General features: G+C 43.7%; 12 protein-coding genes. 11 read left to right on the top strand and 1 reads right to left on the bottom strand.

The annotated features are described in order from the left end of the window. The first annotated feature begins 50 nt into the window (after positions 1-50). The 5 genes from NST94_RS16455 (at position 51) to NST94_RS16435 (ending at position 6,548) form a co-directional block, all read left to right on the top strand. Positions 51-1,025 carry a S66 peptidase family protein gene (locus NST94_RS16455; protein WP_339282152.1) on the top strand — a complete coding sequence of 325 codons (975 nt, stop codon included), beginning with the start codon at positions 51-53 and terminating at the stop codon, positions 1,023-1,025. 141 nt (positions 1,026-1,166) lie between these two features. Next, positions 1,167-2,147 carry a thymidylate synthase gene (locus tag NST94_RS16450; RefSeq protein ID WP_076302606.1) on the top strand — a complete coding sequence of 327 codons (981 nt, stop codon included), beginning with the start codon at positions 1,167-1,169 and terminating at the stop codon, positions 2,145-2,147. Positions 2,148-2,228: 81 nt separating this feature from the next. After that, on the top strand, positions 2,229-2,720 hold the full coding sequence (locus NST94_RS16445) for a dihydrofolate reductase (protein ID WP_076302605.1): 492 nt from the start codon (positions 2,229-2,231) through the stop codon (positions 2,718-2,720). Positions 2,721-2,955: 235 nt separating this feature from the next. After that, positions 2,956-4,443 carry a glutamate synthase subunit beta gene (locus NST94_RS16440; RefSeq protein WP_076130028.1) on the top strand — a complete coding sequence of 496 codons (1,488 nt, stop codon included), beginning with the start codon at positions 2,956-2,958 and terminating at the stop codon, positions 4,441-4,443. Between the two features lie 392 nt (positions 4,444-4,835). Then, on the top strand, positions 4,836-6,548 hold the full coding sequence (locus tag NST94_RS16435) for a proline--tRNA ligase (RefSeq protein WP_076302604.1): 1,713 nt from the start codon (positions 4,836-4,838) through the stop codon (positions 6,546-6,548). Positions 6,549-6,563: 15 nt separating this feature from the next. Here NST94_RS16435 and NST94_RS16430 read toward each other — a convergent pair whose 3' ends face one another. Beyond that, the gene (locus NST94_RS16430) at positions 6,564-7,427 is read right to left on the bottom strand and encodes a pentapeptide repeat-containing protein (RefSeq protein WP_076302603.1); all 864 of its coding nucleotides are present in this window, start codon (positions 7,425-7,427) and stop codon (positions 6,564-6,566) included. Between the two features lie 164 nt (positions 7,428-7,591). On the opposite strand from NST94_RS16430, the gene NST94_RS16425 reads away from it, so the two are divergent. From NST94_RS16425 to NST94_RS16400, 6 genes are all read left to right on the top strand, one after another. Continuing rightward, positions 7,592-9,847, top strand: a complete 2,256-nt coding sequence (locus tag NST94_RS16425) for a type IA DNA topoisomerase (RefSeq protein WP_076098791.1) — start codon at positions 7,592-7,594, stop codon at positions 9,845-9,847. Between the two features lie 510 nt (positions 9,848-10,357). Then, positions 10,358-10,846, top strand: a complete 489-nt coding sequence (locus NST94_RS16420) for a YfbM family protein (protein WP_076130031.1) — start codon at positions 10,358-10,360, stop codon at positions 10,844-10,846. A 158-nt stretch (positions 10,847-11,004) separates the two neighbouring features. Next, the gene (locus NST94_RS16415) at positions 11,005-11,460 is read left to right on the top strand and encodes a DinB family protein (protein ID WP_076302602.1); all 456 of its coding nucleotides are present in this window, start codon (positions 11,005-11,007) and stop codon (positions 11,458-11,460) included. A gap of 523 nt (positions 11,461-11,983) precedes the next feature. Beyond that, positions 11,984-12,976 carry a helix-turn-helix transcriptional regulator gene (locus tag NST94_RS16410; RefSeq protein ID WP_076302601.1) on the top strand — a complete coding sequence of 331 codons (993 nt, stop codon included), beginning with the start codon at positions 11,984-11,986 and terminating at the stop codon, positions 12,974-12,976. A gap of 485 nt (positions 12,977-13,461) precedes the next feature. After that, on the top strand, positions 13,462-14,328 hold the full coding sequence (locus NST94_RS16405) for a GNAT family N-acetyltransferase (RefSeq protein WP_076302600.1): 867 nt from the start codon (positions 13,462-13,464) through the stop codon (positions 14,326-14,328). Positions 14,329-14,528: 200 nt separating this feature from the next. Next, entirely contained in the window at positions 14,529-15,089 is a 561-nt protein-coding gene (locus NST94_RS16400) for a MarR family transcriptional regulator (RefSeq protein ID WP_076279322.1), read from the top strand. Positions 15,090-15,184 lie beyond the last annotated feature (95 nt).

The raw sequence follows: 15,184 nt of genomic DNA, 5'->3' as shown, positions 1-15,184 counted from the left end.
GGAAGAGTAATTACTTAATCTGTATTTTATAAATATAGGGAGGTTCAATGATGAGAGCTGATAAATTAAAGCCTGGAGATGAGCTGCGTATTATCTCTCCTTCCAGAAGTTTGTCATTAATCGATGCTCAGCAAAGAAAAATCGCTAAAGAGCAGCTTGAACGGTTAGGTTTTCGGATATCCATTTCAACAAATTCTTTTGAGGCGGATGATTTTGTTTCCTCTTCTATTGATTCGAGAATTGAGGATTTGCACGAAGCTTTTTTAGACCCCAAAGTGAAAGGAATATTAACGACCATTGGGGGCTTCAATAGTAACCAGCTCCTGCGTTATATAGATTATTCAATCATTGCAGAGAATCCAAAGCGTTTATGTGGTTATTCGGATATTACTGCACTAAGTAATGCGATTTATGCTCAGACAGGATTAGTTACATACTCCGGACCGCATTTTTCCACATTTGCGATGCTCCACGATAATGAATATACCATCGAATATTTCCGCAAGCTGATGATGGACAATAAAGAAATTCTAGTGCAGCCTTCCAGGCATTGGAGTGATGATGAGTGGTATCTGGATCAGGAAAACCGGATATTTATTAAAAATGAAGGTCCGTTCATTATCAATGATGGGGAAGCGAAAGGAACGATTATTGGTGGCAATTTATGCACTTTAAATCTTTTGCAGGGAACAGAGTATATGCCAAGTTTAAAAAATTCTATCTTGTTCATTGAGGATGATTATGAGTCAGCACCTGCAACCTTTGATCGAGATCTGCAATCCCTAATTCATCAGCCTGAGTTTGAAGAGGCCAAAGGGTTGGTGATCGGCAGATTCCAAAAAGAATCACGTATGTCCATGAAGCTGCTGACCACAATTATCCGCTCAAAAGAAGAATTATCCGATATTCCTGTGATTGCAGACGTGGACTTTGGACATACATCGCCGATGATTACCTTTCCTGTGGGTGGACAAGCAAGCCTTCGGGCTTATGGGGCAAGAGTGGAGCTTAGGATAGCGGAGTAGAGATACAATTGCTGAATCAATCCTTTATAATTGAATAGGTAACCCGATTATTAAATATATTTAAAAATTATCTTACCTTCTACAAAAATCGGATTTTTCAGATATAATATATGAGGTGAAATATTACGGAGGTGCAATACTTTGACGAATGAGTTAGAACAAACCTATTTGAATTTTTTACAATATATTTTGGATCATGGTGTGAAAAAAGAAGATCGTACAGGAACTGGTACAATTAGTGTATTTGGTTATCAAATGCGATTTGATTTATCAAAAGGCTTCCCGCTGTTTACAACAAAACGTACACCGTTTCGTTTAATTGCAAGCGAGCTATTGTGGTTTATTAAAGGTGATACCAACATTCGTTATTTATTGAAAAATAATAATCATATTTGGGATGAATGGGCTTTTAAAAGATGGGTTGAATCGGACGAATATGCTGGCCCGGATATGACAGACTTCGGGAATCGTTGTTTAGTTGATGAAGATTTTAATCAATTATATCAAGCAGAGATGAAATCATTCTGTGACCGTGTCTTAGAAGATGATGAGTTTGCTGCGAAATATGGCGAGCTAGGAAATGTCTACGGTAAGCAATGGCGGAATTGGACATCTTCAACTGGCGAATCAATTGACCAATTACAAGACGTTATTCATCAGATCAAAACAAATCCTGATTCTCGGCGTTTAATTGTCAGCGCATGGAACCCGGAAGATGTTATCAATGCTGGGACGAAAGGAAGCAAAGCAGCGTTACCGCCCTGCCACGTTATGTTCCAGTTCTACGTTGCAAATGGTAAACTAAGCTGTCACTTGCTGCAACGAAGTGCGGACTCCTTTCTCGGGGCAAACTTCAATATTCCATCTTACTCCTTACTTACACATTTAATCGCATACGAATGTGGGCTAGAAGTAGGCGAGTTTGTATACAGCATTAGTGATGCGCATATCTATTCAAACCATGTTGAGCAAGTCAAAGAGCAATTATCAAGAGAATTAAGAGCATTGCCTACACTGGTTATTAATTCACAGAAGAAATCAATTTTTGATATTGAACTGGAAGATCTGGTCATTGAAGGGTACAATCCGCATCCTCCGATAAAAGCGCCGATCGCAGTATAACGTAATTGTAAATGAAGATTCGCAAATATAATTTCTGGCAGTATAGTTTTTTACTTTAGTATAGAGGAAGGAGGGAACTTCATGAGTATTAGCTTAATATGGGCAATGGGCGCCAATCATGTCATAGGAAAAGATAACGACATGCCTTGGCATTTGCCCCTGGATTTTGCTTATTTCAAAGCAGAAACATTGGGCAAAAGAATGCTAATGGGCCGCAAAACATGGGATTCGCTCGGAGGCAAGCCCTTGAAGGGCAGAACGAGCCTAATTCTAACTAGGGATACTGATTATTCAGCCGAAGGTGCAGAGGTTCTACACACGCTTGAAGAGGCTCTCAGCGAGGGTAGAAAAGAAGATGAGCTGATGGTAATCGGTGGTGCGGAAATTTATCGGTTGATGCTGCCGTATGCTGACAAGCTGATGTTGACGCAGATCGAACAGGATTTTGAAGGAGATACACAGTTTCCTGAGATTGACTGGAGGATGTGGAAAGAGGTCTCCAATATCAAGGGAATTCGTGATGAGAAGAATCCGTATGATTACCGTTTCCTTGTTTATGAACGTACGGAATAGCAATAAAACGTTTTCTCTGACATAACATGTGAAATAGTACAAATAATCAGTAGATTTATCCATTACTGTGCAAAAGTGATGAATGTTACTATAATTAAAATTAGAAATGATTATGTATAGGTATAGAATAGAATGTGCAGGTACTTCATTGCGTTGCTGACAACCATACGAAGCCGCAATATGCTACAATGTACTATACTTCAACACGAAGAGAACGGATGGGGGAAACGTAAACATGTCTACACCTACAGGTTTTATGGAGTATAAACGGCAGCTCCCAGGTGATCGGGATCCTGAGCAGCGGGTAAAGGACTGGGAAGAATTCCACCATCATTTATCCGAGGACGAGCTTCGGACACAGGGCGCACGTTGTATGGATTGCGGAACCCCCTATTGCCATACAGGTATTGATATGGCTGGCGGGACCTCAGGTTGTCCAGTACACAATTTAATTCCGGAATGGAATAACTTGGTGTATCGTGGACTCTGGAAAGAAGCACTGGAACGTCTGCATAAGACAAACAACTTTCCTGAATTCACAGGCAGTATTTGTCCCGCTCCCTGTGAAGGCTCTTGCACAGTGGGCCTGATCGGACAGCCGGTAACCATCAAAACAATTGAACTTGCGATCGTTGATAAGGGTTTTGAAGAGGGCTGGGTTGTACCTAATCCTCCGGAGAAACGGACTGGCAAAAAAATTGCAATCGTAGGCTCTGGACCTGCTGGACTTGCCGCAGCAGCACAGCTTAACAAGGCTGGACATTCTGTAACTGTATTTGAGCGCAGTGACCGCATTGGCGGACTGCTGACATATGGAATACCTACTATGAAGCTTGATAAAAAAGTTGTACAACGTCGTGTAGATTTGCTGGCTGCTGAAGGGATTAACTTCGTAGTGAACACTGAGATTGGTAAAGACATTCCGGCTCAGCAGCTTGTTGATGAGTATGATGCGGTCGTTCTGTGTGGTGGAGCTACTAAAGCACGCCGTTTCAACATTGAAGGCAGTGAGCTTAAGGGCGTTATGTATGCCATGGATTATTTAAATGGCACGATCAAGAGTTACTTGAATTCCAATCTGGAGGATGGTAACTATGTATCCGCTGAAGGTAAAGATGTAATCGTCTTGGGTGGCGGGGATACAGGATCTGACTGTGTTGCCACAGCGCTTCGTCATGGCTGCGGTAGTATCACTCAATTTGGTACACATGAAAAAGCGCCTCTGCAACGGGATCCGATTGCTAATCCTTGGCCGCAATTTCCGAATGTGTACAGCTTGGATTATGCGCAAGAAGAAGCGAAAGCTATTTTTGGCGATGACCCGCGTGAATTCTCCATCATGACCACTAAATTCGTTGGGGATGAAGAGGGAAACTTAAAGGAGCTTCATACGGTGCAGATCCGCCGGATCGTGGATGAGACAGGTCGTAAAATCTACCAGCCCGTTCCTGGAACAGAAGCTGTATATCCTGCTCAACTCGCTCTAATCGCCATTGGTTTCGATGGACCGGAGCAAGATATTGTTGAGGAGCTTAATCTGGAGACCGATCGTCGTACCAATGTGAAAGCACGTTACGGCAAATTCAATACGAACGTGGATAAAGTGTTTGCTGCTGGCGATATGCGTCGTGGTCAAAGCTTGGTGGTCTGGGCCATCAACGAAGGTCGCGAAGCTGCACGTGAAGTGGATAAATACCTGATGGGCTCAAGCGTTCTTGTCTAGGCATTAATTCAAGAAGCCGTTTCAAAAGCAGTTTACCTGCTGGAGAAGCGGCTTCTTTTTGGAGCCGACGCTTGACGGAAATATTATTTTCATATAGATTTAATACAATATTTAAATGACAAAAGCATTGACCAAGGACTTACGATCCTAGTAGCGTTAGGACAGAGAGGGAACTCACCGGCTGAAAGGTTCCTCAAATACGTGTGGATGGTATCCTGCCTGGGTAGCTGCAGCGTACAACCGCTGCCGGAATCGGCCGTTATTCGATCGAGGATTGCCATGTAGACTTTGTACGGGCTGGCGGTTAAATAAGGGTGGTATCACGACACATTCGTCCCTGACGAATGTGTCTTTTTGCGTTTAGAGCGTTCATTTTTAGGGAGGGTACAAATATGCGTCAAAGTAATCTTTTATTAACAACTCTGCGTGAGGCACCTTCAGAGGCGGAGACAAGCAGTCATCAGCTGCTGCTGCGTGCGGGATATATCCGCCAATTAGCAGCGGGTGTGTACACTTATTTACCGCTTGGCAGACGTGTTTTACGGAAAATAGAAGCGATTGTGCGGAATGAGATGGATGTCTCTGGGGCTCAGGAGGTATTGATGCCATCTATGCAGCCTGCGGAGCTCTGGAAAGAATCAGGCCGGTATGAGGTATACGGTAAGGAGCTGATGACGCTGCGGGATCGTCATGAGCGGGAATTCATTCTAGGTCCTACACATGAGGAAGTAGTAACCACACTCGTCCGGAATGAGATCAGCTCCTATCGAAAGCTTCCTATTACCGTATATCAGATTCAGACCAAGTTCCGAGATGAACGCCGACCACGTTTTGGACTGCTGAGAGGCAGAGAGTTTTTGATGAAGGATGCTTACTCTTTTGACACAAACCTGGAAGGTCTAGATAAATCATATATCCAAATGTTCGAGGCTTATCACCGGATATTTGAGCGATGTGGATTGAAATTCCGTGCTGTCCATGCGGATTCCGGTGCGATTGGAGGCGAGGGCGGCAGTCATGAATTTATGGCGCTGGCTGATATTGGGGAGGATACGATTGCTGCATGCACCGTTTGTGATTATGCGGCCAATCTGGAACAGGCAGAGTCCGTGCGGCCTGTAAAAAATGAAGTTGTCATACAAGTACCGGAGATAGAGAAATTCCTCACTCCTGATTTGCGCACAATTGAGCAACTAGAGCAGGAGCTAGATATCCGGCCAGACCAGATTATCAAAACATTAATCTATGAAGGTGACGGACAGATTTTTGCTGTACTGGTCCGGGGTGATCATGAAGTCAATGAAATAAAGGTAAGTAAATATTTAGGAACGAATGAGATTAAGCTTGCTGACTACGAGTCTGTGAAATCCTTAGCGGGCGTTGAAAGTGGATTTGTAGGACCTGTAGGCTTAACGCTTACTGTCCTAGCAGATGCGGCAGTAGCTGATATGACTCAAGGGATTACAGGGGCGGGAGAAAAAGATTATCACTTCCGTAACGTCGTACCCGGCAGAGATTTTTCGCTTGAGCATGTGGGGGATTTTCGGAATGTAGCAGAAAATGAAGTTTGTCCGCATTGTTTGGAGGGTATTCTGCATTTTCATCAAGGGATTGAAGTGGGTCATGTCTTCAAATTAGGTACTAAATACAGTGAAAAGCTAGGCGCTTCTTACTTAGATTCTTCAGGCAAAAGTCAACCTATGATTATGGGCTGTTACGGAATTGGTATCTCACGGCTTTTATCCGCTATTGCTGAACAGCATCATGATGAGGATGGATTAATGTGGCCAGCAGCATTGGCACCTTATCAGGTTCATATCTTGATAATGTCCGTCAAGGATAGTGAGCAGCAGACGGTTGCAGAAGGTCTCTATGATCAACTAACCAAGCTTGGCATAGAGACGCTGATTGATGATAGGGATGAACGCGCTGGCGTGAAATTTAAAGATTCAAGCTTGATCGGGATACCTCTATCAATAGTTGTGGGCAAGGAAGCATCACAGGGAAGAGTAGAGTATCTGAAACGAAACACAGCGGGGAAAGAAGTCTTAGAAATTATGGAAGCTGTGTCTCGGATCAAACAATTCTATTCACAGCTGATATAAATGATCTTTTTTCATTTAATGGGAATGCCAATGATCAGGGCAGGAGAGTGTTGCTGGTAATTTTGTGAGAGTATTGCCTTTTGCCGCATTGATCTGTGCCTGAGTGAGAAAGAGAGCTTCTGCTAAATTAGCACCTCTGAGGTCAGTATCGCGAAAGTCTGCCCCAATAAGGTCTGCACCTCTGAGATCAGCGTCCCTAAGGTCTGCGGCTATTAAATAGGCTCCTCTCAAATTGGCGCCTCTAAGATCGGCTCCTTTGAGCTTAGCTCCCATAAGGTCGGCACCTCGACTGAAATTCTTCGCTGATTTCTTTAGTTTACGGCGAGCCTCAGTTCGTACAAGCTCACTGACCTGCAACAGTAACATATTGATTTGTGCTCGATGAGCGGCAACATCCACTTTTACAAGAGCTTCAGGATTAAGTAAAGTGAGCTGTTCCGTTTCATCGAGAGCTGTTTGCAGCTCCGTATGGATTGTACGGGTTATTTTTAAGTTCAAAGATTCATGTAAATACCAAAGCAGCTCGTGCAAATGCCACATGATCGGAAATACCTCGAACATCTGCTTCGCAGTTTTCGGCTTTTTCCTCCAGTCTTCTCCAGCATAAGTGACTTGAGAAATCTTTTGCCCAGCTCCAAAACAGTCATAGACCGTACAACCACGGTAGCCTAATTCTCTTAGCTCTGTATGTACACCACAGCGAAAGTCCGACTGTAGATTGTGACAGGGCTGTCCAGCGTCTTTGTCTCTAGCGAAATCTACGGAAGCAGCAAAAGGTAATGCGGCACAACACAAGCCAAAGCACTGCTCACAATCCGCCTTCAGGGCGGCGAGGCTTCGATCTGAAAAAGGTTCTGTAAATCTGTGATTCTCATACAAGGTTTGTTTCCCTCCGATACATGAATACGCTTATACCAACTTATTTTAAATCAAACGAAAGACTATGAAAAGTCCGGTCGATTAAAAAAAACCGAGGTTAATGTTATAATAGAGTACTGGACCTGTTTTGGACTTAAGAACGAGAAGGTAAGGAGCGAATGTTTTTGAAGACACTTATTATTGCGGAGAAACCGGACATGGGGCGGAATATCGCCGCCGCAATAGAACCAAAGGCTAAAAATTACCGTTCCTATCTTGAAGGGGAGCAGTACATTATTACATGGGCAATAGGGCATCTAATCGGATTGGCTGAGCCGGATGCATATGATGTAAAATACAAAAAATGGAATATTAATGATCTTCCCATTATTCCGGACCAATTCAAGCTTGTTCCTAATGCGCGGACCATTGATCAGCTGAAGGTAATCGGAGAGCTGGCTAAACGAAGCGATCTGCTAGTAAATTCTTGTGATGCCGGGCGAGAAGGCCAGCATATATTTTCGCTCATTCAGCGGCATTTGAAGCTTGAACATCCTGTGAAGCGGCTGTGGATTTCCGATTTGACCCCAGAGACTATCCGCAAAGGCTTTCAAGAGCTAAAGGATGGGGCGGAGTACGAGAATCTAACCAAAGCAGCAAAAGCGCGCAGTGAAGCCGATTGGCTAATCGGTATGAACGGATCACGTGCATTTACTACGAAACATAATGTGCTGCTGTCGGTGGGGAGAGTTCAGACCCCAGTACTTGCACTTATTTATGATCGCCAGAAGACGATTGAGGCGTTCTCATCTCTTAAGTTTTTTGAGGTAGAGGGCCATTTTACACAAAATGAAATGACTTATAAAGGTATGTGGCAGGGTGACCGGCTCACTGATGGTGAGAAGGCGGAGGCGCTGGCTGCCAAGGTCAAAGGAAAACCGGGACGTATTGACTCTTATGAGGTTAAGGAAACGAAAGAGTATCCGAATAAACTGTATGATTTAACGCTGCTGCAGCGGGAGGCGAATGGGAAGTACGCTTTTTCCGCTAAAAAAACACTCGATATCGCACAAGCATTATATGAAAAGCATAAGGTGATATCCTATCCGCGGACGAATTCTAACTATGTTACAGAACAAAATATTCCGGAGATGCATAAGACTTTATCTGCGCTCCAAGGGACGGCTTATGATGAATGGGTGAAGGGCGCGAATCGTAATCTCGTTCATAAAGGAAACAAATTTATCTGCAATCCCTCCAAGGTCGAGGATCACCATGCGATTTTGCCTACATATCGGAAAGCAACAGGGCTTAGTGCGGATGAGGGAAAGCTGTATGATTTGATTGTGCGGCGCTTTTTGTCACAGTTCTATCCGGCTGCGGAATATAAAGTGCATACGGTTATGACTGATGTAGAGGACGAAAAGTTCAAAACTACTGTTAAGGAATTATTAAGTCTCGGTTGGAAGGTAATTTACGCGGACCAGAAAAAAGATAAAGCGAAGTCGTCCAAGGGAAAAAACAAGGATGATGAGGAAGACGAAGAGATTGAAGTGAATGAACCGTTCGCAATCGCTCCGGCAGATGAGGTGATCTGTAGTGACGCTATCGTTAAAGAGAAAGATACACAGCCGCCAAAACACTATACGGAAGGCACGCTGCTTAGAGCGATGGAAAGTGCCGGAAAGCAGATTGAGGACGAAGAGCTTCGGGATGCTATGAAGGATTCAGGGCTGGGTACTCCCGCCACCCGTGCTGCAACCATTGAACGGCTTAAGAATGTCGGATACATTGAAATGCAAGGTAAAAAAATCGCCATCACGCAAAAAGGACGAACGGCTATTGAACTGATACGTGGAGCGGGCATCGAGCTGTTGACTTCACCTGAAATGACCGGTCAGTGGGAACGTCGCTTGAACGAGATATCCAGAGGTACGGCGTCGGACGGACAATTTATGGAGAATGTAAAAAGATTTGCCTGCATGATCGTGGACAAGGTTCGTGTGCAGTCTCGGGCGTCCAAAACTTCTTTTGAAGGGGAAACTCCTTCTGTGAATACAGGGGCTAAAGGTCGGAGTGGTGGAGGTACATCTCGTAAAACCAGCGATAAACCTGCCGCGCCAAGAAAACGTAAACCAGCTAACGAAGAAGAATCAGCAAATTCAGGTCCGAAAATTATCGGAAACTGCCCGCGTCCTGGCTGTGGCGGGATGATTTTTATGGGTAAAAAAGGCTACGGCTGCTCTCATTACAAAGAAGGCTGCAAGTTCGTGATCTGGAAAGAGAACCACGGGCGTACCCTTACAGATACACAAGTAAAGGCATTGATTGAAAAGGGCCGTACGGGTAAGCTGAAGCTTGCGAGCGAAGACGGCACCCCGCTGGAAGGCAAACTTGTGCTTAATAATATGGATACGGGTCAATTAACAGTGGAGTCATAGTCTAACTGGAAGTTTATATGGATCACGGGTGATTACATCACATTTGCATGTACGAAGCCGCTAGCGGACACAGATGACCCAAAACACGGGAATACGTCCTTTTTGGACTGCTATCGGACCGCATAGTCGTTATTGGCATGAAAAGGGCTATATATGCACCGCTTGCGGGAGAATAGCAGCACTGGAGTCCGCAAACTTGCTCCAACGGCAATAAATTCGCCAATAGCTTCAGCTGGGTCCGTAGTCAAGACTATTAGTCGGACTCGCCGTATATGGGATATGGTTTCGGTGACAGCTGTGCTTGACCATATCTTTTCCACATAAAATTCATTAGTTAAAGAGTGTAGGACATACCTATCTTAAACGGGATGTAGTAACTTGTGCAGACAAGATATTATGATTACGTAGGGGGCTGATCTTCACTCTTTTTCTATCCTGCGGGATAAATCCAGAGGTTACATTATGATAAGGCAGTATAGTCACTACTAGAATGGAAGGAAGGATGACAACATGGGAATGCGTGGATATTACTTTGCTATGGATGACAACCTAGTGCAGCAAATTGTTACAGGCGACATTGCATTGAATAGCTTGAAAATAGATGATTATCCCGGACTGGACATTGATAGATCCTGGGAGGCGATTCACTACTTGCTTTGTGGAGTTATTTCCGATGGAGATGCCCCTCTTAGTTATGTTGTTCCGCTGACATCAGACAAAGGCATCGATTTTGGCTCATTCGGGGCGTTTTCCTTACGTGCCAAGCAAGTTGCAGAAGCGCATCAGGTTATTTCTGAGCTGGATGAAGCGCAGCTCCGCTTGCGGTATGATTTCCCGGCCATGGTTAAGGAAGAAGTATATCCTCTTGAACCTGATATTGTTTCAGACGAGGATAAGGATGCGTTCTTTGCCTACCTGCTACAGCATTTTAACGAAATCCGGCGCTTCTACAGCCAAACTGTAGCCGAGGGCAAAGGTCTCATCTTTTATATTTTCTGATTCTAACCAAAAGACGACACACGTCTCCTGATTCCATTGAGCGCGATAAAAAATAGAACCTTTGTCAATGAAGATTATGATGATTTGTGAAATAAATGACCAATTACGGGAAACGGTAGGTACAATTAATCCAATGAGACGAAGAGGGGGAAACGAAAATGAAGACGATCAAGTGTATGATGGACCACCTGTACTGGGCGGACGCACAAATCTTAGAAGCGCTCGAGGAGAGTGAGATGAAGAACAAGGACCTTCTGAAGCTGGTTCGGCATGTCGCGGTTGCGGAACGAGTCTGGCTGTCCCGATTGCAGGGCAAGAGTAGTGCGCAATATTCGTTGTGGGAGGAAGCAGAGGACCTGACGGCGATCCGAACGGAGTTCGAAGAAAACGCCGAGCAATATCGTGTGTATATCGAAGGGCTCGAGGAATCTGATTTGGACGTTAGGGTCGATTATGCGAACCAGAACGGAGTCCCGTTTCAAACGTCCGTCCGGGATATCTTGTCGCAGGTCATTTTACATGGGCAATATCACCGGGGACAGATCAACCGGGCACTTCGGACGGAATTGGCAGAACCTGTCCAAGTCGATTACATCACGTTCGCCAGACTCTAACAGGGCCTAATCATCACCATTACCCGGAATGAGATGGGCTTTGAACTCCTCCGAAATGATTTAGTTTACTCATGCAGGCTCATGAATTCGTAGGATTTTACCCTTTAGCTAAATGTGAGATAAGAAGGAAATTGAGGAGGCGGTGGCTTGGAACAACTGTAAGGGCATGTGATTTTCACTCCCATGTCTCAACGGGGCCGAGCCCTTTTGTTTAATGCCTCCCGAACTCCATGCTTCTTGTCCATCCTGCGAATGCATGACACGCTTAAGCTGCTTGCGGAAATAACTTTGACAGAACGATAGGGTTATACAACGACCACTAAATGCAAAGGGGAAATCTGAGATTCAATATGTATTCCTTAACGATACAAACGAAATGGTGGTACCGTTTCATGATGAGATTCCGAAAAGTAGGACCAAAACGTTTGAATTGTCATCTCTTTTCCGCAAGTAGAATCAAGCGATGCAAATTCCATTACTCTACAATGACTATAGAGTGGTTGAAACGAGGTGAACAGACCAATTGTACGAGTGGCACAAGCAAATCCAAATAATCGTTAATGAAATTGACGAGTGTATTAAGAATCGTAACAGTGAAGCAATAACGCTACGATTTCTTTCTCACAAGTTAGGTTATTCCGAATTTCATACTACGAGAAAATTTAAGGAAATATCGGGAATGCAATTTAGGGATTATCTACGGCATAGAAAATTAGCCTTTGCACTAAAAGAGGTTCGGGATAGTGAAAAGAGCATTTTGGATATTGCTTTTGATTATGGTTTTTCATCACATGAAGCTTTTACCAGGGCTTTCAAGGGAACATATGGTGTAACTCCAAGTGAATACCGGAAAAAGCCTATGCCTGTCGCCCTTCGTACAAAAATAAACTCTTTCGACCGCTACTTTTTCGGATTTGGAGAGATTGGTATGATGAAATCTACAGATGATCTTAACATTTATTTTGTAACCATTCCCACTCACAAATTTTTGCATATTAAAAACTATGAGAGTAATGGGTATTGGGATTTTTGGCAAAAGCAAAGTCTTATTACAGGACAGGACTGCGAAACAATTTGCGGATTACTCGATAGTATCAAGGGCAAATTGGATGACGATGGCGGGAGTGAATCTAACGGTGGCAGCGGTCAGATTATGGCTTACATTAATGACCCGGATGGCAGACTCTGCGATTGGGGTATTCCACGTACAGAGTGTTTTGGTGTACGTCTTCCTTTTGATTATAAAGGTGAAGTACCTCCACAAATGCTTATGATTGATGTTCTCGAAGCCGAGTATATTGTTTTTGAACATGGGCCATTCAATTATGAGCAGGAAAATCGTAGTGTAGAGGAAAAGATGGAAAGGGCAATGGCAACTTTTAATTTTGCAGACACTGGTTACTGCTTTGATACTTCCGCTGGGAGAATCATTTACGTTTATCACGATCCGGAGCGGTTTTTGAAGTATATCAGGCCAGTAGTGAAGTTGACCTCTAAGCTAATCGAAACAGATTAAGCAGGTGCTATGTGCTGATGAAGAAAATAAGCAGACTGGAGTGTAGTCTCCGCATTCATATCGTCGTATGATTAGTTAGATTATCTGCTTTAGAAGCAATATAAGTTTAAAGGTCTTTATTGTTGTTTGAATTATTGACAGATAGATCTGGAAACGCCGTTCAGAGAACTGCCGGTTGGTGCGAGGCAGCGGATATCCGAATCCAAAAATCACCTCAGAGCTGTCCCCTGAATTATAGTAGATGGGACCGGGATTCTACCGTTACAAAGAAGCATCGTTGTTGGACGATGGCTAAGAGGGCGTTTATTATAAACGTCAATCAGGGTGGTAACGCGGAGCAACTCCGTCCCTAATGGGATGGGTTTTTTTTGCGTCTTCATTAATTAATTATTAAATTGGCAGGCGAAAAATCAACAAACTGTAAGAAGAACGATTAGTTCGGAAAATCTGGAAAAACGTTGAGCAGATGAAAGGGGGATATTGCAATGCAATTCAAGTTGTATACGGATGTGCATGAGTTTTACAAGGATACCTATGGTGTGCTGATGCGTCATGAAGCACAAAATTTGATTCTTCTTGGCAATATCATAATTGGACATGAAGGAAAAGACAAAACAGACTGGCGTGACCCTGTAAATTGGCTTATGGTAACGATTTCAGATGCTAGGGGCATACAACTTACCGCCATAATGACACCGCCACACAATATTACGCTTTATGCAACAGACAACATAATTAACCCAGAAGCTATAAACTGTCTGGTAGATGGGCTGAAAGACCGTGAAATTCCAGGTGTGATGACCGAAAAAACCTTGGCAGAGTATTTTGCCAAAGAATATACTTTGCGCAAGGGAACAACCTTTAAAACAATCATGACCCAACGTATATATGAACTTACGGCAGTAAACCCAGACATTCAAAAGGTTGGTATCGTTCGATTGCTAGATAAAAAGGATATTCACTTTTTCCCATACTGGGCTGAAGCATTTTATGCAGCGGGGAGTTATGGTAAAACAGAAATGTCCATCCCGCAAGATGCAGACCCTTACCTCTACCGAATAGCATCGAAAAAACTATATATTTTAGAGGACAACGGGATACCCGTTTCTATGGCAGGATATACAAGGGAGATGCAGACGGCTATTGGCGTGGCATTTGTATATACCCCTCCATATGAGCGCGGAAAGGGTTACGCAACTTCAATTGTGGCGCAAATAAGCCAACTTGCATTGGATAAAGGGTTTACTAGATGCGTCTTATATACCGACTTAGCAAATCCCACATCTAATAGCATTTATCAAAAGATAGGCTATATGCCAATCTGTGATTCGCTTCAGTTAAAATTTGAATAGTAGAATGATGCGGACAGAACTTCTACTACTTTAGAAAATAAGAGCAGAATATTCACTACGGATTGAAGATCTTGAAGGTCGATTGATCAAGCTTTGGGAGAAATATAGAGTTACAACCAAATGCAACTGTTTAACTCCAGGGTTGACGAGGTATAAAAAAATGAGTTGACATAAAAGTAGTTAGGGACCATACTACATATATGAACAACAATAATAAAAAAATAAACGACATTGAGGCTATTCCCTCGCTTGTACAATCCAAGCGTCAGATTGATCGCTATAACCTAGACATAGACGCACAGGCTATACTCGTCGCGTCTAGGCTAATGGCAGCGGGAGCCATGCTTGGACACGCCTCGGAGATTCATTTCTCTAGATTCGGTTTATCAACAGGGCGTTATCGTTTATTGGCAGATCTTGAAGATAACGAAGGAGAAGAGTTGCCTTCGCAATTAGCGGAGCATCTAGGAGTTACACGTGCTACAGTGACTGGTCTTATCGACATTCTTGAACGAGATGGGCTAGTATCTCGGCGATTAAGCTCAGACGATGGCCGTCAGAAATCAGTTGTTTTAACGGAAGAAGGAGCGAAGAAGCTCCGTGAAATGGCTCCTGAGCATTTCGCTCGGCTGGAAGCTATGGTGGGGTTGCTCAACATCGAAGAACGCAGCGTATTTCTCGACTTGCTAGGTCGAGTTACACAAGGCATTTCAGCACTTACGGGCGAATTAGGCTCGAAACCAAAGGGGAAACATCAGTAATGAGTAGAATTGGGCTAGTGAAGCTAGCCTATTTTTACTCTTATATAGTTAGGCGCCTAATTATAGTTCGCTGAAATCAATCGTTGAACTATTTC

Source organism: Paenibacillus sp. FSL H8-0282 (assembly GCF_037963825.1).
Taxonomy (GTDB): domain Bacteria; phylum Bacillota; class Bacilli; order Paenibacillales; family Paenibacillaceae; genus Paenibacillus_AQ; species Paenibacillus_AQ odorifer.
The sequence above is the reverse complement of the archived record's forward strand: the minus strand, read 5'-3'. Positions and strand labels throughout refer to the sequence as shown.